The 19,250-nt window shown below is 59.0% G+C and carries 17 protein-coding genes; 13 read left to right on the top strand and 4 right to left on the bottom strand.

What is annotated here, in order from left to right:
* Positions 1-423: 423 nt before the first annotated feature.
* From rpoE to pdxJ, 11 genes are all read left to right on the top strand, one after another.
* Positions 424-1,005: an RNA polymerase sigma factor RpoE gene (gene rpoE / locus ACI5GA_RS10525; RefSeq protein WP_037014368.1), complete on the top strand. Its 582-nt coding sequence runs from the start codon at positions 424-426 to the stop codon at positions 1,003-1,005.
* Positions 1,006-1,037: 32 nt separating this feature from the next.
* Positions 1,038-1,628 (top strand): sigma-E factor negative regulatory protein, encoded by a 591-nt coding sequence (locus ACI5GA_RS10520; RefSeq protein ID WP_404636035.1) that lies wholly within the window; start codon positions 1,038-1,040, stop codon positions 1,626-1,628.
* A gap of 8 nt (positions 1,629-1,636) precedes the next feature.
* Entirely contained in the window at positions 1,637-2,602 is a 966-nt protein-coding gene (locus ACI5GA_RS10515; RefSeq protein ID WP_421422737.1) for a MucB/RseB C-terminal domain-containing protein, read from the top strand.
* 348 nt (positions 2,603-2,950) lie between these two features.
* On the top strand, positions 2,951-4,345 hold the full coding sequence (locus ACI5GA_RS10510; RefSeq protein WP_421425467.1) for a DegQ family serine endoprotease: 1,395 nt from the start codon (positions 2,951-2,953) through the stop codon (positions 4,343-4,345).
* A 168-nt stretch (positions 4,346-4,513) separates the two neighbouring features.
* A complete protein-coding gene (lepA, locus tag ACI5GA_RS10505) occupies positions 4,514-6,310 on the top strand; it encodes a translation elongation factor 4 (protein ID WP_404636039.1) in 1,797 nt (598 codons plus the stop codon).
* Positions 6,311-6,319: 9 nt separating this feature from the next.
* Positions 6,320-7,174 carry a signal peptidase I gene (lepB, locus tag ACI5GA_RS10500; protein WP_404636041.1) on the top strand — a complete coding sequence of 285 codons (855 nt, stop codon included), beginning with the start codon at positions 6,320-6,322 and terminating at the stop codon, positions 7,172-7,174.
* Between the two features lie 105 nt (positions 7,175-7,279).
* Positions 7,280-7,657, top strand: coding sequence for a DUF4845 domain-containing protein (locus tag ACI5GA_RS10495; RefSeq protein WP_404636043.1), 378 nt, complete (start codon positions 7,280-7,282; stop codon positions 7,655-7,657).
* Entirely contained in the window at positions 7,654-8,343 is a 690-nt protein-coding gene (gene rnc / locus ACI5GA_RS10490) for a ribonuclease III (protein WP_404636045.1), read from the top strand. Before ACI5GA_RS10495 ends, rnc begins: the two co-directional genes overlap by 4 nt.
* A complete protein-coding gene (era, locus tag ACI5GA_RS10485; RefSeq protein ID WP_404636047.1) occupies positions 8,336-9,238 on the top strand; it encodes a GTPase Era in 903 nt (300 codons plus the stop codon). The genes rnc and era overlap by 8 nt, the downstream gene beginning before the upstream one ends.
* A 180-nt stretch (positions 9,239-9,418) precedes the next feature.
* On the top strand, positions 9,419-10,108 hold the full coding sequence (gene recO, locus ACI5GA_RS10480) for a DNA repair protein RecO (protein WP_421422736.1): 690 nt from the start codon (positions 9,419-9,421) through the stop codon (positions 10,106-10,108).
* A gap of 67 nt (positions 10,109-10,175) precedes the next feature.
* Entirely contained in the window at positions 10,176-10,922 is a 747-nt protein-coding gene (gene pdxJ / locus ACI5GA_RS10475; RefSeq protein ID WP_421422734.1) for a pyridoxine 5'-phosphate synthase, read from the top strand.
* Between the two features lie 212 nt (positions 10,923-11,134).
* Here pdxJ and cmoB read toward each other — a convergent pair whose 3' ends face one another.
* The 4 genes from cmoB to lon all read right to left on the bottom strand — a co-directional run bounded on the left by cmoB (position 11,135) and on the right by lon (position 15,915).
* On the bottom strand, positions 11,135-12,094 hold the full coding sequence (cmoB, locus tag ACI5GA_RS10470) for a tRNA 5-methoxyuridine(34)/uridine 5-oxyacetic acid(34) synthase CmoB (RefSeq protein WP_404636053.1): 960 nt from the start codon (positions 12,092-12,094) through the stop codon (positions 11,135-11,137).
* Entirely contained in the window at positions 12,091-12,834 is a 744-nt protein-coding gene (gene cmoA, locus ACI5GA_RS10465) for a carboxy-S-adenosyl-L-methionine synthase CmoA (RefSeq protein ID WP_404636055.1), read from the bottom strand. Before cmoA ends, cmoB begins: the two co-directional genes overlap by 4 nt.
* 117 nt (positions 12,835-12,951) lie before the next feature.
* The gene (locus tag ACI5GA_RS10460) at positions 12,952-13,344 is read right to left on the bottom strand and encodes a protease inhibitor I42 family protein (RefSeq protein WP_404636057.1); all 393 of its coding nucleotides are present in this window, start codon (positions 13,342-13,344) and stop codon (positions 12,952-12,954) included.
* 153 nt (positions 13,345-13,497) lie between these two features.
* Positions 13,498-15,915, bottom strand: a complete 2,418-nt coding sequence (gene lon / locus ACI5GA_RS10455) for an endopeptidase La (RefSeq protein ID WP_404636059.1) — start codon at positions 15,913-15,915, stop codon at positions 13,498-13,500.
* 267 nt (positions 15,916-16,182) lie between these two features.
* Here lon and ACI5GA_RS10450 point away from each other — a divergent pair, with 267 nt between their 5' ends.
* Together ACI5GA_RS10450 and ACI5GA_RS10445 are read left to right on the top strand one after the other, a co-directional pair.
* Positions 16,183-16,854: a methylamine utilization protein gene (locus ACI5GA_RS10450; protein WP_421422733.1), complete on the top strand. Its 672-nt coding sequence runs from the start codon at positions 16,183-16,185 to the stop codon at positions 16,852-16,854.
* Positions 16,851-19,205 carry an EAL domain-containing protein gene (locus ACI5GA_RS10445; RefSeq protein ID WP_421422732.1) on the top strand — a complete coding sequence of 785 codons (2,355 nt, stop codon included), beginning with the start codon at positions 16,851-16,853 and terminating at the stop codon, positions 19,203-19,205. Before ACI5GA_RS10450 ends, ACI5GA_RS10445 begins: the two co-directional genes overlap by 4 nt.
* The last annotated feature ends 45 nt before the right edge of the window (positions 19,206-19,250 follow it).

The raw sequence follows: 19,250 nt of genomic DNA, 5'->3' as shown, positions 1-19,250 counted from the left end.
GTGAATCACAGCGGGGGGCGGATTGTGCGCTACTCCGCAGCATCGTGCATACCGTTTGGCGGGCAAATTCAATGTCGGTCACTGCGTCGAATTGGATCCCGTAAACACCTTGATGCGTGTCTTACGCTCTGAATTGAAATGTGGGAACTTTTCATAAAGCCCCACGTTCAATAGAGGGTTGCCGATAAAGGGACAGCGTCGGCGCTGTGCCGTGGCCGTTTTGACTGGCCGAGGCACGCGCATTCGACGACAAGATTATTCACGCAGCCGACCATGTTCGAGCTGCGTTTTTCGTGCGGGCCACCAACGCTCGCCGGAAACTTGCTTGAAGGGGGGAGAACTTTTGCGAAAAGCCCGAGTCTATGGTTGCAAGTCTGTGAAGCAGCCTCTGCAACACTCCTTTGAGCTCTATGAGGAGTGTTCATGCTAACCCAGGAAGAGGATCAGCAACTGGTCGAACGCGTACAACGCGGCGACAAGCGAGCCTTTGATCTGCTAGTGGTGAAATATCAGCACAAAATTCTTGGGTTGATCGTGAGATTCGTCCACGACACCCATGAAGCCCAGGATGTCGCGCAAGAGGCTTTTATCAAGGCTTACCGTGCACTGGGGAATTTCCGCGGCGACAGTGCGTTTTATACGTGGCTGTACCGGATCGCCATTAACACGGCGAAAAACTATCTGGTGTCGCGAGGTCGGCGGCCGCCGGACAGCGATGTCAGATCTGAAGACGCGGAGTTCTACGACGGCGATCATGGCCTCAAGGACATCGAGTCGCCGGAACGTGCATTGTTGAGGGATGAGATCGAAGGCACCGTCCATCGGACCATCCAGCTACTGCCAGAAGATTTACGTACAGCTCTAACTTTGCGTGAGTTTGACGGTCTGAGTTACGAAGACATTGCGAGCGTGATGCAATGTCCGGTTGGTACCGTGCGCTCTCGCATCTTCCGCGCTCGGGAAGCCATTGATAAAGCCCTGCAGCCTTTGTTGCAGGAAACCTGAGACAGCGGCGATAGCCAAAGAGAGGAACCGCCATGAGTCGTGAAGCCCTGCAGGAATCGCTGTCCGCGGTGATGGATAACGAAGCGGACGAATTGGAATTACGTCGGGTGCTCAATGCAATCGACGATGCGGATACACGGGCCACGTGGTCGCGTTATCAAATTGCTCGCGCAGCCATGCATAAAGAGCTGCTGATGCCTCATCTGGACATCTCGGCCGCCGTGTCTGCCGCGATCGCCGATGAAGTCAGTCCGCTCAAGGCCGGTCGTGGCCCTTGGCGTACGCTGGGTCGTCTGGCTGTTGCAGCGTCGGTCACTGTCGCTGTGCTGGCGGGCGTGCGTCTGTATAACCAGGATGAAATCGCTGGCGCCCAACTGGCTCAGCAATCGGCACAGCCTGCCAGCATCGCCATGCCTCAAGTCAAAGGTCCGGCGGTATTGGCCGGTTACACCGAGAGCGAGCCGGCCCCGGGTCCGATGGCCAGCGGCGTATTGCAGAATCAGGCCGGTTGGCACGATCAGCGTCTGCCAGGTTATCTGCGTCAACATGCTCAGCAAGCTGCGTTGAAGGGCACTGAAAGCGCGTTGCCATACGCCCGCGCCGCCAGCCTGGAAAACCGTTAAGGAGGATCATGCGCGCCATCCCTCTAGTGCCGCTTCTGCTTGGTGGGTGGCTGGTCCTTCCAGCTCATGCCGATGATGCGCAAGGCCAGCTCAAGCGTCTTGCGCAGGCTGAGCAAAAGCAAAGCTTCCAAGGCACTTTCGTCTATGAACGCAATGGAAGCTTCTCCACTCATCGAATCTGGCATCGCGTCGTCGATGGCAAGGTTCGTGAGCATCTTCTTCAACTCGATGGTTCCGCTCAGGAAGTGCTGCGCGTCGACGGGGTGACCCAGTGCGTCAGCGGTACGCTGGTGGCCGGTGTCTCGAATTTCCCTGATTCGCCCGCTCACGCATTCGATGCGGCCAAGCTGTCAGCCTGGTACGACATGAAAGTGGCGGGCAGTTCGCGTGTTGCCGGGCGATCGGCGACCGTAGTGACGCTGACGCCCAAGGATCAGCACCGTTACGGCATCGAATTGCATCTGGACAGCGAAACCGGATTGCCGCTCAAGTCGTTGTTGCTCAGTGACAAGGGGCAACTGCTCGAACGCTTCCAGTTCACCGAGCTGGACACTGCCAACCTGCCGACTGATCAAATGCTGCAACCCAGCGCTGATTGCAAGGCGGTCGAGGTCGCCAAGACCAAGTCTGACACGCAGAAACAGCAGGTGGCCTGGCATTCGGACTGGTTGCCACCAGGTTTTGAGTTGAGCAGTGCAGCAGCACGCAATGATCCAGACTCCAAGGCGCTGGTCACCAGTCTGATGTATGACGATGGTCTGGCACGATTCTCTGTGTTCATTGAGCCGGTCAGCGGGGCGGAGGTCACGGATATCCGTACTCAATTAGGCCCGACCGTTGCGGTGTCGCGCCGCCTGACCACGCCCAAGGGCGATGCGATGGTGACGGTGGTCGGTGAAATTCCGATTGGGACCGCAGAGCGTATTGCGCTTTCGATGCGCAGCGACGCCGCTGCGCCGGTCACCAAAAAGTAAGCTGACAAAAACGGTAAGTGCCCACTATGAAAAAGGTTTCATATTGGGCATTTCCAGCTTTCGGCCCAGAGAATGCGGGCTTAAAACGAGATGCTGAAATGTTTGGTGAGCTTTGCAGGTTGCAATCACATCCTTTTTTTTCTATAGGTCACAGCTTCGCGGCTCTGGCCTTTGTTGTTTTCAGCGTTTAGAAAGCTGACTGAGAGTAAAACTGGGCCAGAGCAGTACACCGCGCAAAGCTGCGTTCTGTAGATGCTCCTCGAACCTTGAGGTTCGTACCGCTTAACCATGCTCGTTGTGAACGGGAGCCGTATGTCGATACCACGTTTGAAAACTTATCTGTCCTGGATGGCCGCCGTGCTGATGCTGGGCCAGGTCCTCACTGCGCAGGCTGAAGCCCTGCCGGACTTCACGACTTTGGTGGAACAGGCGTCTCCTGCCGTCGTGAACATCAGCACCCGCCAGAAACTGCCGGACCGTTCGGTTGCTCAAGGACAGATGCCGGACCTCGAAGGCCTGCCGCCGATGTTGCGCGAATTCCTTGAGCGCAGCATGCCGCCAGGCTCACGTTCGCCCGGCAAGGGCGATCGTCAGCGTGAAGCGCAATCCCTGGGGTCGGGCTTCATCATCTCGGCCGATGGCTTCATTCTGACCAACAACCATGTGATCGATGGCGCGGACGAGATTCTCGTGCGTCTGTCCGATCGCAGTGAAATGAAAGCCAAACTGATCGGCACCGATCCACGCACTGACGTTGCGGTGTTGAAAATCGATGGCAAAGACCTGCCAACCGTCAAGCTGGGCAACTCCGACAAGTTGAAAGTCGGTGAGTGGGTACTGGCAATCGGTTCGCCATTCGGCTTCGACCACTCGGTGACCAAAGGTATCGTCAGCGCCAAAGGCCGTAGCCTGCCGAACGACACCTACGTACCGTTCATTCAGACCGACGTGGCCATCAACCCGGGTAACTCGGGTGGTCCGCTGTTCAACATGGCCGGTGAAGTCGTGGGTATCAACTCGCAGATTTTCACCCGCTCCGGCGGTTTCATGGGCCTGTCGTTCGCGATCCCGATCGATGTGGCGATGGACGTTGCCAATCAGCTCAAGGCCAACGGCAAGGTTAACCGTGGCTGGCTGGGGGTCGTGATTCAGGAAGTGAACAAGGATCTGGCCGAGTCGTTCGGTCTGGACAAGCCAGCGGGCGCACTGGTGGCACAGGTGCTGGAAGACGGTCCTGCGGCCAAGGGCGGCCTGCAGGTGGGTGACGTGATTCTCAGCGCCAACGGCACGCCGATCGTCATGTCCGCTGACTTGCCGCACTTGATCGGCAATCTGAAAGACGGCAGCAAGGCTGAGCTGGAAGTGATTCGCGATGGCAAGCGTCAGAAACTGACCGTGACCGTGGGCGCGTTGCCAGCTGAGGGCGAAGAAATGGGCGCGACCGATTCGGGCGTCGAGCGCAGCAGCAATCGTCTGGGCGTGTCGGTCACCGATCTCACTGCCGAGCAGATGAAATCGCTGGATCTCAAGGGCGGCGTGGTCATCAAGGATGTTCAGGACGGTCCTGCTTCGTTGATCGGTCTGCAAACCGGTGATGTGATTACCCACCTGAACAACCAGGCCATCACTTCGGCCAAGCAGTTCACCGAAGTGGCCAAGGGCTTGCCGAAGAACCGTTCGGTCTCGATGCGTGTCTTGCGTCAGGGCCGCGCCACGTTCATCACGTTCAAACTGGCGGAATAAACCGCCAGACGGGAAAAGGAGCGGCCAGGCCGCTCCTTTTTTGTATCGGGCAGACGGTCGGCGATCAGGCCTCGCGTGCGAACGTGACGCCCCGATGTTCCTTCAGGTACAATTCCCGGCTATTTTTGGCAGGCAACCTGCCTGCAATCTTTTTTCGAGTGTTGATCCGTGAGTGATTTGAGTCATATCCGCAATTTCTCCATCATCGCCCACATTGACCATGGCAAGTCGACGCTGGCTGACCGTTTCATCCAGATGTGCGGCGGCCTGAGTGAGCGTGAAATGGAAGCCCAGGTGCTTGATTCCATGGACCTGGAGCGCGAGCGCGGGATCACGATCAAGGCCCACAGCGTCACCCTTCACTACAAGGCGAAGGACGGCAACACCTACCAGTTGAACTTCATTGACACTCCCGGCCACGTTGACTTCACGTATGAAGTCAGCCGTTCGCTGGCGGCCTGCGAAGGCGCGCTGCTGGTGGTCGATGCAGGACAGGGTGTGGAAGCGCAGTCCGTTGCCAACTGCTATACCGCCATCGAACAGGGCCTGGAAGTCATGCCGGTCCTGAACAAGATGGACTTGCCGCAGGCCGAACCCGATCGTGTCAAAGACGAAATCGAGAAGATCATTGGTATCGACGCCACTGACGCCGTGGCGTGCAGCGCCAAGAGCGGCATGGGCGTTGATGAAGTGCTGGAGCGTCTGGTTCAGACCATTCCGGCGCCCACGGGTGATATCGATGCGCCGCTGCAGGCGCTGATCATCGACTCCTGGTTTGACAACTACCTGGGCGTTGTCTCTCTGGTGCGCGTCCGTCATGGTCGCGTCAAAAAGGGCGACAAGATTCTGGTCAAGTCCACCGGCAAGATTCACCTGGTCGACAGCGTCGGTGTGTTCACGCCGAAGCATACCGCTACCGCCGACCTCAAGGCCGGTGAAGTGGGCTTCATCATTGCCAGCATCAAGGACATTCACGGCGCGCCAGTGGGCGACACCCTGACGCTGTCTTCGACCCCAGAGGTTGAAGTCCTGCCAGGTTTCAAAAAGATCCAGCCGCAGGTCTATGCAGGCCTGTTTCCGGTCAGCTCCGATGACTTCGAAGACTTCCGCGACGCACTGCAAAAGCTCACGCTGAATGACTCGTCTCTCCAGTACCTGCCGGAAAGCTCCGATGCACTGGGTTTCGGCTTCCGTTGTGGTTTCCTCGGCATGCTGCACATGGAGATCATTCAGGAGCGTCTGGAGCGCGAATACGACCTGGACCTGATCACCACCGCGCCAACCGTCATTTTCGAGCTGCTGCTCAAGACCGGTGAAACGATCTACGTCGACAACCCGTCGAAGCTTCCGGACATTTCCGCCGTTGAAGACATGCGCGAGCCGATCGTGCGGGCCAATATCCTTGTGCCTCAGGAGCACTTGGGTAACGTCATTACGCTGTGCATCGAGAAGCGTGGCGTTCAGCGTGACATGCAGTTCCTGGGTGGCCAGGTTCAAGTCAGTTACGACCTGCCAATGAACGAGGTGGTGCTGGACTTCTTCGATCGTCTGAAGTCCACCAGTCGCGGTTATGCCTCGCTGGACTATCATTTCGACCGTTATCAGTCGGCGAATCTGGTGAAGCTGGACGTCCTGATCAACGGCGATAAGGTCGACGCCCTGGCGCTGATCGTGCACCGCGACAACGCGGCCTATAAAGGCCGTGCGTTGACCGAAAAAATGAAAGAACTGATTCCTCGTCAGATGTTCGACGTAGCAATCCAGGCTGCCATCGGTGGCCAGATTATCGCACGTACAACTGTCAAGGCGCTCAGAAAGAACGTACTGGCCAAGTGTTACGGTGGTGACGTAAGCCGTAAGAAAAAGCTGCTTGAGAAGCAGAAAGCCGGTAAGAAACGCATGAAGCAGGTCGGTAACGTGGAAATCCCACAAGACGCCTTCCTCGCTGTGCTCAGGTTGGAATAAACAGGCCCTATGTCACTAAATTTCCCGCTGTTGTTGGTCATCGCCGTGTTTGTCTGCGGCGTGCTGGCGTTGTTCGACCTGATCGTGCTGGCGCCGCGTCGGCGCACGGCGGTCGCGAATTATCAGGGCAGCGTCAGCCAGCCGGATGTCGCGGTCGTCGAGCAGCTCAATAAAGAGCCGTTGCTGGTCGAGTACGGTAAATCGTTTTTTCCGGTGCTGTTCATCGTGCTGGTACTGCGTTCGTTTCTGGTCGAGCCGTTCCAGATCCCGTCGGGTTCGATGAAACCGACGCTGGATGTGGGCGATTTCATTCTGGTCAACAAGTTCTCCTACGGCATCCGCCTGCCGGTGATCGACCTGAAAGTCATTCCGGTCAGCGATCCGCAGCGGGGCGACGTCATGGTCTTCCGTTACCCGAGTGATCCCAACGTCAACTACATCAAGCGTGTAGTCGGCCTGCCAGGCGACGTCATTCGTTACACCAATGACAAGCAGTTGTTCATCAACGGCCAACTGGTCGCCAAACAGCTGATTGGCTCCGAGCCGGGAACTTTGGGCAGTGCCGAGCTGTACGACGAGAAGCTGGGCGAAGTGCAGCACCAGATTCGTCAGGAAATGAGCCGTTACCGCGCGCCGCCTGATCATGAATGGACGGTTCCGGCCGGTCACTATTTCATGATGGGTGACAACCGCGACAACTCCAACGACAGCCGCTACTGGGATGACCCCAACATTCCCAAGGAAGAGCTGGGCATGGTTCCCGACAGGAACATCGTCGGCAAGGCCTTCGCCGTATGGATGAGCTGGCCAGAGCCGAAGCTGAGCCACTTTCCGAACTTCTCACGAGTCGGTCTGATCAAGTAACACCGATGCGGCGCTGTCTGATACAGCGCCGTATGTCATTTCGGCAGGCTATGCTGCAAGGCTTACATTGCACGCAACAGGGAAAGACTATTCTTGAGGGCGCACATGACATCTGTCGGTTCGGAAAAGGGCTTGTCGTTCATTGGATGGCTGCTTTTGCTCGCCGTCCTTGCATTTGCCGCGAGTACCGCCGCCAAGCTGGTGCCGCATTACCTCGATTACATGTCATTGAAGAAGATCATCGAAGCCACCGCTACTGACAAGGCTGCAGAGATCAACACCAGTGACGAATTTTATGACTACGTGGCCAAAGGCATGCTGGTCAATAACATCCGGGATTTGGATTTGAAGAAGGCGTTAAGTGTGACGACGGAGAACAACCGGTTCCTCGCCCATTTGAAATATGAGCAGCGTGAGCCGCTGATCCAGAACATTGATCTGGTGGTCAAATTCGACCACGAATTCAGCGTGGGTACACCGTGAGCGTGTCATTGAGTCGTCTGGAGCGTCAGCTCGGTTACACCTTCAAGGATCAGGAACTGATGGTTCTGGCCCTGACCCACCGCAGTTTTGCCGGGCGCAACAACGAGCGCCTCGAATTCCTCGGCGATGCCATTCTCAACTTCGTTGCCGGTGAGGCGCTGTTCGAGCGTTTCCCCCAGGCTCGCGAAGGCCAGCTGTCGCGTTTGCGCGCACGCCTTGTGAAAGGCGAGACCCTGGCGCTGCTGGCTCGTGGCTTTGATTTGGGCGAATACTTGCGTCTGGGCTCCGGCGAACTGAAAAGCGGTGGCTTTCGTCGCGAGTCGATTCTGGCCGACGCACTGGAAGCGTTGATCGGTGCGATCTATCTGGACTCTGACATGCAGACCGCTCGCGATCGCGTTCTGGCCTGGCTGGCCAACGAGTTCGATGGTCTGACGCTGGTGGACACTAACAAGGACCCGAAAACCCGTTTGCAGGAATTCTTGCAATCCCGCGCCTGTGAGCTGCCGCGTTACGAGGTGGTGGACATTCAGGGTGAACCGCATTGCCGAACCTTTTTCGTCGAATGCGAAGTCACCTTATTGAACGAAAAAAGCCGGGGACAGGGTGTCAGCCGCCGCATTGCCGAACAGGTAGCCGCTGCGTCAGCCCTCATCGCCCTCGGAGTGGAGAATGGCAATGACTGATTCAACTGCAACACGCTGTGGCTATGTCGCCATCGTCGGCCGGCCAAACGTGGGCAAGTCGACGCTGTTGAACCACATCCTCGGCCAGAAACTCGCGATCACCTCCCGCAAGCCACAGACCACGCGCCACAACATGCTGGGCATCAAGACCGAAGGCGCCGTTCAGGCGATCTACGTCGATACCCCCGGCATGCACAAAGGCAGCGACAAGGCACTGAACCGCTACATGAACAAGACCGCTTCGGCGGCGTTGAAAGACGTCGACGTGGTGATTTTCGTGGTGGACCGCACCAAATGGACCGATGAAGATCAGATGGTGCTGGAGCGCGTGCAATACGTGACCGGCCCGCTGATTGTCGCGTTGAACAAGACCGATCGCATCGAGGACAAGGCCGAGTTGATGCCGCACCTGTCCTGGTTGCAGGAGCAATTGCCCAACGCGCAGATCATTCCGATCTCGGCGCAGCAGGGCCATAACCTGGACGCGCTGGAAAAAGTCATTGCTGACGAATTGCCAGAGAATGACCACTTTTTCCCGGAAGATCAGATCACCGACCGCAGCAGCCGTTTCCTCGCCGCTGAGCTGGTACGCGAGAAGATCATGCGCCAGCTGGGCGCAGAGCTGCCCTACCAGATCACCGTCGAGATCGAAGAGTTCAAGCAGCAGGGCAAGACCCTGCACATTCATGCGCTGATTCTGGTCGAGCGTGATGGCCAGAAGAAAATCATCATTGGCGACAAGGGCGAGCGCATCAAGCGCATCGGCTCCGATGCCCGTCGTGATATGGAAGTGCTGTTCGACTCCAAGGTGATGCTCAACCTGTGGGTGAAGGTCAAAGGTGGTTGGTCCGATGATGAGCGCGCCTTGCGTTCATTGGGCTACGGCGACCTGTAAGAGACTGACTGCGTGGCGTCTACCCTGACGTTGACGCTAGACATTGTGGGAGCGAATTCATTCGCGATGGCGTCGGGTCAGCGACCAGTGCGGGTGTATGGCACAGCGCATCGCGAAGGAATTCGTTCCCACAGTGGTTTGTGGCGTGTGTAGATACGTTTTAGCCCCCATGAGATCGGAATGTCCCAATCCCCGCCCGCCGGCCAACCTGCTTACGTCCTGCACAGCCGACCCTATCGCGAAAACAGCGCACTGGTGGACTTCATCACGCCTCAAGGCCGGCTGCGCGCAGTGCTGCGCAGCGCCAAAGGCAAGACGGGTTCGCTGGCGCGGCCATTCGTACCGCTTGAGGTCGAGTTTCGCGGGCGCGGCGAATTGAAGAACGTTGGCCGCATGGAAGGAGCGGGCATTGCCGTCTGGCTGGAAGGCGAGGCCTTGTTCAGCGGACTCTATCTCAATGAGCTGCTGATTCGCTTGCTCCCCGCCGAAGACCCTCACCCCAGGATCTTCGAGCACTACGCCGCCACGTTGGCCGCGCTGGCCGAAGGTCGCCCATTGGAACCCTTGCTGCGCTCTTTCGAGTGGCGCCTGCTGGACGAGCTGGGTTACGGTTTCGCCCTAGACGCGGACATCAACGGTGATCCGCTCGTCGCAGACGGCCTTTATCGTTTGCAGGTAGACGCAGGGCTTGAGCGGGTGTATCTGTTGCAGCCCGGTCTGTTTCAGGGCGTGGAACTGCTGGCGATGGCCGAGGCCGACTGGACGGCGCCGGGGGCGCTTTCAGCGGCCAAGCGTTTGATGCGTCAGGCGCTGGCGGTGCACCTGGGTGGCCGCCCGCTGGTGAGCCGGGAATTGTTTCGAAAGCCTTAACGACACGCATTTTTCGTCAGTAACAGGCTGCCATGGCCTGTTCGAACCCTTTTTTCAGGAGACCAACGTGACTCACAGCACCCGCATTCTGCTCGGCGTGAACATCGACCATGTGGCGACTTTGCGTCAGGCACGCGGCACCCGCTATCCCGACCCGGTGAAAGCGGCATTGGATGCTGAAGAAGCGGGGGCTGACGGTATCACCGTTCACCTGCGTGAAGACCGCCGCCATATTCAAGAGCGTGATGTATTGCTGCTCAAGGATGTGTTGCAGACCCGCATGAACTTCGAAATGGGCGTGACCGAAGAGATGATGGCGTTCGCCGAGCGCATCCGCCCGGCCCATATTTGTCTGGTTCCGGAAACCCGTCAGGAACTGACCACTGAAGGCGGTCTGGATGTGGCCGGTCAGGAAGCGCGGATCAAGGCGGCCGTGGAGCGTCTGTCGGCCATTGGCAGCGAAGTCTCGCTGTTTATTGACGCCGATGAGCGCCAGATCGAAGCATCCGCTCGCGTCGGGGCTCCGGCCATCGAGCTGCACACCGGTCGCTATGCCGACGCCGAGACCCCGACTGAAGTCGCCGAAGAGCTGAAACGCATTGCAGATGGTGTGGCGTTTGGCATTCAGCAGGGGCTGATCGTCAACGCGGGGCACGGCCTGCATTACCACAACGTGGAGGCGGTGGCGGCGATCCAGGGCATCAATGAGTTGAACATCGGTCATGCGCTGGTGGCCCATGCGTTGTTCGTCGGGTTCAAGTCGGCGGTGTCGGAGATGAAGGCGTTGATTGTGGCGGCGGCCAGCAAGGGCTAGTTTGGCGCTCCTACAAATGGGTGCGGTATATCAGCTACCTTTGCGGTTGCTGTACTACCGCTTTCGCCAGCAAGCCAGCTCCCACAGGTTCGGCGCCGACCAAACGTCATGGGTCCGACGCAGTCATTGTGGGAGCCGCCTTAGTGGCGAATGCGCTTGACCAGGCAACATCGCATCCACAGGGATATTCGGTTGCAGAGCGCTTTAGTGTGTCAGGCCTTGCGCCCGACAATCACGGCCCTGCGCGGCGCGGGCAAACCTTCCACGGTCTTGCTGTGGTCATTCGGGTCGAGGAAGTCGCTCAGCGACTGATATTTCATCCACTCGGTACTGCGCTGTTCTTCGACGGTGGTGGTGCTGACATCCACGCAGCGCACATCGACGAAACCGGCGCGGCGCAGCCACAGTTCCAGCGCAGGAACTGAAGGCAGGAACCACACGTTGCGCATCTGCGAGTAGCGGTCTTCCGGCACCAGCACTTGATGCACGTCGCCTTCGACCACCATGGTCTCCAGCACCAGCTCGCCGCCTTTGACCAGGCAATCCTTCAGCGCCAGCAAATGGTCGATCGGCGATTTGCGGTGGTAAAGCACGCCCATCGAAAACACTGTGTCGAAGCCTTCCAGCCGCGCAGGCAGGTCTTCCAACGCAAACGGCAGGTGCCAGGCGGGCAGGTCAGGCAGGTAGCGCTGCATGGCCTGGAACTGACAGAAGAACAGCCAGTTGGGGTCCACGCCGATCACGCTGTCAGCCCCTGCGCCGAGCATGCGCCATTGGTAATAGCCGTTACCGCAGCCGACATCGAGCACCCGCTTGCCCACCAGATCGAGATGGGGCGAGACGCGGGACCATTTCCAGTCCGAGCGCCATTCGGTGTCGACGTGCACGCCGAACACATCGAACGGGCCTTTGCGCCAAGGCGACAGTCCCATCAGCGCGGCTCGGGTCTGCTCGCGGGTGGCGTCGTCGCAGTCGGCGTCCAGCGCGAAACGATCCTTGAGTTCAACGCGGGTCGCAGTCAGTTCGGGCAGCGCATTGAGCGCACCTTGCCAGCGCTCCAGGTCGCCATGGCCTTTTTCCATCTTTGCGTCGAGTTGCGCTTGCAGGCCTTGAGCCCAGATATATAGAGGGGTGCCCGCCAGACGGCGGACCAGTGGAGCGAGATCGATCATGGCAGGGCAATCAAAGAAGCGAAATTAAGGCACTGGAACCAGGGCACGACTTTGCTGAACCCGGCCGCCAGCAGGCGTTCGCGGTGCTGTTCGAGGCTGTCAGGTTTCATCACGTTTTCAATGGCGCTGCGCTTCTGCGCGATTTCCAGCTCGCTGTAACCATTGGCGCGTTTGAAGGCCACGTGCAGGTCGGTGAGCAGGGCGTGTTCTTCGTTGTCGTCGAAGCGCAGTTTCTCGGACAGGATCAGCGCGCCGCCAGGCAGCAGGGACCGACGAATCCGGCTCAGCAACTCCAGACGCTGTTCAGGGGCGATGAATTGCAGGGTGAAGTTCAGGGCCACGACTGAGGCGGTCTGGAAGTCCAGTGCGAGGATGTCGCCCTCGATCACGTCGACCGGCAGCAGTTCCTGATACATCGAGTCCTGTGCATTGAGGTACTCGCGGCAGCGTTCGACCATCGCAGCGGAGTTGTCGACGGCGATCACCCGGCAGTCGTCGGTGCGCACATGGCGACGCAATGCCTGGGTCACGGCGCCCAGTGAACTGCCCAAGTCATAGAGCACGCTGTGGGGCTGGGCGAATTGCGCCGCGAGTACGCCCAGGTTCTCGACGATGGTCGGGTAGCCCGGCACCGAGCGCTTGATCATGTCCGGGAAGACCCGCACTACGTCCTCGTTGAAGGCGAAGTCAGGCACCTGGGCCAGCGGCTGGGCGAATAGGCGGTCGGGTTCTTGGCTCACGGCAGTTCCGAAGGATGAGGCGAAAAGTGCGGCATTTTAGCCAAATGTGTTGTGATGCTGAAACCTCATCTCATCGTGACCAAGGTCAGAGGATGTTCGGTAGGAGCGGTGTGGAGGTTACTTCACCGTGATCGCGCAATCGAACGTGCGCTCGGGCCGTACTTCCGGCGCCCAGGGTTGCTGGTAAACCATCATCAGGTGACCGGTGCCGGGGTTGGCGGCTTTGTAGCGCCAGACTGACTGGCCGGAAGTGCCCACCATGCCGACGTCTTCCGGGGTGTTGAACACTTCAGGGCCCAGGGCGTTGAGGATCGAGGGTGCGGGGTTCTGCATCAGCCAGCGGTGCCCGGTGGTGGGGTTGCTGGGCAGCATGAGCATGAGGGTCTGGCCGGTCTTGAGGGTGATCGGGCAGTCTTTCTGGTCTTCGAGAGAGACGATCTGTTTCGGTTGCTGGGCGCAGGCGGCCAGCAGGGCCATGCTCAACGGGACAAGCAGACGGGCAGGGGTCATGAAGGCTCCGGTCTTGAACGGTGTGGGGCCGAGCATAACCGAAGATGGGGTGGATTTGATCGTTCCCACGCTCTGCGTGGTAACGCCGCTAAGGATGCATGCCCACGCAGAGCGTGGGCACGATCACTGCCTCAACCGGAAGAGCGTGGGGTATTAGAACAACACCTTTGCCACGTCCGAGAAGCGCTTGGCGAAGTGGGCGGTGATGCCTTCCTTGAGGTACTCCGGCAGTTCGTCGAAGTCTCCCCTGTTGGCTTCTGGCAGGATCAGTTCGAAGATCTTCTGGCGTCGCGCCGCAATGACTTTCTCCCGCACGCCGCCAATGGGCAGTACATGCCCGGTCAGGGTCAGTTCGCCGGTCATGGCCACGCCTTTCTTCGGCGCCTGATTGCGTGCCAGAGAGAGCAGGGCGCTGGCCATGGTCACGCCTGCGCTCGGGCCATCTTTTGGCGTCGCGCCTTCCGGCACGTGCAAGTGAACGAAGGCCTCGTCGAAGAAACCTTTGTCGCCGCCAAACTTCGCCAGATTGGAGCTGATGTAGCTGTAGGCGATTTCCGCGGACTCTTTCATCACGTCGCCCAACTGGCCGGTCAGCTTGAAGCCGCGGTTGTGGGTGTGAATGCGCGTGGCTTCGATCGGCAACGTGGCGCCGCCCATGCTGGTCCACGCCAGGCCGGTGATCACGCCTATGCCGGACAACACCTGTTCGCTGCGGAAGACCGGCATGCCAAGGGAGGCTTCAAGGTCTTTCGGGCCGATCTTCACGACGGTGTCGGGGTTATCGAGCAACTTGACCACCGCCTTGCGCACCAGCTTGCCCAGTTGCTTCTCCAACTGACGAACGCCGGACTCACGGGCGTAGCCTTCAATGACTGCGCGCAATGCGCTGTCGCTGATGCTCAGGCTGGTTTTCGCCACGCCTGCCTTGTCCAGTTGTTTGGGCCAAAGATGGCGTTTGGCGATGGCCAGTTTTTCCTCGGTGATATAGCCCGACAGGCGGATGACTTCCATCCGGTCCAACAGTGGGCCGGGGATCGAGTCCAGCGTGTTGGCGGTGCAGACGAACAGCACTTTCGACAGGTCCAGACGCAAGTCCAGATAGTGGTCGAGGAATTCTACGTTTTGCTCAGGATCGAGGGTTTCCAACAGCGCAGACGCCGGGTCGCCTTGATAGCTCTGACCCATCTTGTCGATTTCGTCGAGCATGATGACGGGGTTCATCACCTCCATGTCTTTGAGCGCCTGCACCAGCTTGCCCGGTTGGGCGCCGATGTAGGTGCGGCGATGGCCCTTGATTTCGGCTTCATCGCGCATGCCGCCGACGCTGAAGCGATAGAACGGTCGCCCCAGCGATTCGGCAATCGATTTACCGACGCTGGTTTTACCCACGCCCGGCGGGCCGACCAGCAGCACGATCGAGCCTGCGATTTCACCTTTGTAAGCGCCGACCGCAAGGAATTCGAGGATGCGGCTCTTGATGTCATCGAGTCCGGCATGATGCTGGTCGAGCACTTTGCGCGCGTGCTTGAGGTCCAGCTTGTCTTCGCCGTAGACGCCCCATGGCACCGAACTGGCCCAATCGAGGTAGTTGCGAGTAACGGCGTATTCCGGCGAGCCGGTTTCCAGAACCGAGAGCTTGTTGATCTCTTCGTCAATGCGCTTGCGCGCTTGCGGCGGCAGGGTCTTGCCGACCAGACGTTCTTCGAACTGCTCGATGTCGGCGCTGCGGTCGTCTTTGGTCAGACCGAGTTCCTGCTGAATGACTTTCAACTGCTCTTTCAGGAAGAACTCGCGCTGGTGCTCGCCGATCTTGCGGTTCACCTCGGCGGAAATTTCTTTCTGCAAACGCGCGACTTCCACTTCCTTGCGCAGCATCGGCAGGACTTTTTCCATGCGCTTGAGCACGGGCACGCAATCCAGCACTTCCTGCAATTCCACACCCGTGGCCGAGGTCAGGGCGGCTGCGAAGTCGGTCAGCGGGGATGGATCGTTGGGGCTGAAACGGTTGAGGTAGTTCTTCAGTTCCTCGCTATAAAGCGGGTTGAGGGGCAGCAATTCCTTGATCGCGTTGATCAGCGCCATCCCGTAAGCCTTGACCTCGTCGGTCGGCTCGTTGGGTTGATGCGGGTATTCGACTTCCACCAGGAAGGGGGGGCGATGGTGTTTGAGCCACGTCTTGATGCGCACACGACTCAGGCCCTGGGCCACGAACTGCAATTTGCCGCCTTCACGGCTGGCGTGGTGCACCTTCACCAGCGTGCCGTATTCGGGCAGGGCCTTGGTGTCGAAGTGGCGTGGGTCTTCAGGCGGCGTGTCCATGAAGAACAGCGCCAGCGAGTGGTGTTCGGATTTGCTCACCAGTTCAAGGGTTTCGGCCCAAGGTTCTTCGTTGACGATCACCGGCAGGACTTGCGCCGGGAAGAACGGGCGGTTGTGAATCGGGATGATGTACACCTGATCCGGGAGGTTCTGGCCCGGCAGCGCAAGGCTTTTACGGTCCGCGCCGATGACTTCGTGCTCGTGATCGATATCACCGGCAGCGTGTGCTGAATCTGCTTGCTGGTCGCTCATGGGGCACCTGCATGAATGGAGTTGAGGCTTAGATGGGGCAGCCGCGCTCAGGTTTCAATAGTTGCGGTCGATAGCATTGAACAGGAGAGCCGATAGGGAAATATAGGTGGCTTGTGCCTTTCGTCGGCTATTAGTGAGTAGTGGCGTTATGCCTGCTTTTATCGCGTGATCTTCCTTTTAGGGGCGGGTAATCTGCGTAAAACGTTTCCGCACAATGCCAGGGCTGGCGCTACTCTTACTACCGACCATGCCGTACTGGACGTTTGTATGAACCACGTTGTTTCTTCGTTGTGGGTGGCCGCAACCGTTCTTCTTGGCTCCGCTGCCAGCGCCGCCTCGTTGACTGCCGAATTCGTCGATGCTCAGGGCAAACCTTTGAGCGATGCCGTGTTGACGCTCCAGGGGCCTGCCGCAAAGCCCGATCCGGCCCCTAAAGCCGACATGGACCAGCGCGATCAGCGCTTTGCGCCCCATGTGCTGGCGGTGCGTACGGGTACTCAAGTCAAATTTCCCAACAGCGACGACATTCGCCATCAGGTGTATTCGTTTTCGCCCGCCAAACGCTTCGAACTGCGTCTGTACGGCGGCACGCCGTCTGACCCGGTGTTGTTCGACAAACCAGGTGTGGTCGTACTCGGCTGTAATATCCACGATTGGATGTTGGGCTATATCTACGTAACTGACGATCCCTGGTTTGGCGTGAGCAGTGCCAATGGGACGCTTCGTCTCGATCAGATGCCCGCAGGGCACTACAAGGCGACGCTCTGGCATCCCCAGGCGCCTGACATGCAACCCGTTTCCGGAGGCGAGTTCGACATTCCTGCCGCAGGCCTGCATCAGCGTTTCACCCTCGCCGTGCAACCCAAGGCCGAAGATAGCCCCGCAGCGCCCCCGCCCAGTGCATTTGGCGATGCGTTCCACAAAGCTGCCCATGAATGAAACGCCGAATTAGCTTTCAGGCGCGCATTGCAGGCGTGCTGATTCTGCTGCTGCTGATCGTGGTTGGTGCGGTGTTTCTCGCCGTCAAGGCCGCGACGCAGGACGCTGTGCGCAAACAGGCGCAGGCACAACTGGAAGTGGGTACACGGGTGTTCGAGGGCTTGCTGGAAATGCGCGGCAAGCGGCTGCGTGATGCCGTGCAATTGCTCTCCAGCGACTTCGGCTTTCGTGATGCCGTGGCGTCGGCGGACTCGGCGACGATCCGCTCGGTCTTGCTCAACCATGGAGCACGGATCAACGCCAACGACATGTTCCTGTTGGGCATGGACGGCAAAGTGTTGTCCAGCACCATCGACCAGATCCCCGAAGGCTCGCCGTTTCCTTACTTTCAAGCCTTGCGCGATTTGAAGTCACACAATCAGTCGATGCTGATTGTGCCATTGCAGGGCATGCCGCACCTGTTGGTCGAGAGCACCATATCGGCGCCGCTGCCGATTGCGCGAGTGGTCATGGGGTTCAGCATGGATGACGACCTGGCACAGGAGCTGCGTTCGCTCAGCGGTTTGCAGGTGTCGTTCCTTTCTGTGGTCAATCACGAACCCGGACAAGTCATCAGTACCCAACCCCAACGGCTGCACGACAGCCTGCAAGGTCTGATGATGAGCCCGGCGGGCGATCAGATGCAGATGACCGAGCACGGCAAGCACAGCTTTTTGAGCACGCGCCTGAATCTGGGGAATACCGGCGACAGCAACGGCGATCAGGTCGTGGCCTTGCTGCAAAGCCCGCTGGATCACGCGATGCAGGCGTTCGCGCCGCTGGATGAAAAGTTGTTCTGGATCACTGTGGTCGCCATGGTGGCCTCATTGATTGGCACGTTGCTGCTGGCGCGCAGTGTGTCGGGACCTGTGAGGGCGTTGGCCCAGGCCGCCGAGCGGATCGGGGAGGGCGATTACAGCACGCCTGTCACGCTCGAGCGCGGCGATGAACTGGGGTTGTTGGCGGGGGCGATCAACCATATGCAGGAAGGCATCGCCGAGCGTGAAAAACAACTGGCGCACAACGCCCTGCATGACGGTCTCACCGGCCTGCCCAATCGGGCGTTGGTGATGGAGCGTCTGGGCAGTGCGGTCTCGTCGCAGCGGCACGTGGCTTTGCTCTATCTGGGCATCGACAACTTTCGCGCCATCAACGACAGCATCGGGCCGGAAGGGGTCGAGCACCTGTTGCAAATCCTTGGCGAGCAACTGCAACTGCCGTTGCGCCCCGGTGACACCGTGGCGCGGTTATCCGGTAACGAGTTCCTGCTACTGGTGCACAATGCCGAAATCGACAGTGCGGTGGCAGTGGCTGACCGGCTGCAACGACTGCTGCTCAAGCCGCAGCACATCGCCGATCACGATATCTCGCTGGACGCCTGCATCGGCATCGCGGCGTACCCGGTTCATGGCGATTCGCCTTCCGAACTGCTTCGCCGCGCCTCCATTGCCCGGCAGGACGCCACGCAGATGCCGGGGCGTCTACAGGTCTACGAGGATGGGCGGGACGTTGCGCATCAGCGCCAGATCAAGTTGATTCGGGATCTGCGCCATGCTGCACGCAACGGCGAGCTGCTGCTGCATTACCAGCCGAAGCTGGATATCCGTAATGGCCGTGCGCGGCAGGCCGAGGCCCTGTTGCGCTGGCAGCATCCACAGTTCGGGAGTGTATCGCCTGGCGAATTCATCGTACTGGCCGAGCGCACGGGCAGCATTCAGTTGCTGACCAACTGGGTCATCGAGGAGGCCATGCGCCAATTGGCCGAATGGGGTCGTCGCGGCTTGCACGTGCAGTTGTCGGTGAACATCTCAGCCGATGACCTGCTCGATGGCGACTTGGTCGACCGCGTGTCCGATCTGCTCAAGTTGTACCGCGTGCCCGCCGAACAATTGATATTCGAGATCACTGAAAGTGCTGTGATGCGCGAGCCGGAGCAGGCGCTGCAAGTGCTCAACCGGCTGCGTGAATGCGGCATCAGTCTGTCAGTGGATGACTTCGGAACCGGCTACTCTTCATTGGCGCACCTCAAGCGCTTGCCGGTGCAGGAACTGAAAATCGACCAGTCCTTCGTGCGTAATCTGGATGAAACCAGCGAAGACGCGGTGATCGTCCGTTCAACCATTGAGATGAGCCATAACCTGGGGCTCAAGGTGGTCGCTGAAGGCGTTGAGTACGAGCACAGTTTGCGATTGCTGGAGCGTTGGCACTGCGATACCGCGCAGGGCTATTTGATCAGTCGGCCGCTCAATGCGGTCGCTTTCGAGGCATGGATCGCCAAGTCTCACAGTTCACCGAGCATGATGATCCACTGATTGGTTGATGTTTATGACACGTAGTCTCTGGGCTGTATTAAGCCC

Source organism: Pseudomonas sp. Pseu.R1, assembly GCF_045764065.1.
In the GTDB taxonomy this organism is placed as follows: domain Bacteria; phylum Pseudomonadota; class Gammaproteobacteria; order Pseudomonadales; family Pseudomonadaceae; genus Aquipseudomonas.
Note: the sequence above shows the minus strand (reverse complement) of the source record. Positions and strands in the feature narration are given on the sequence as shown.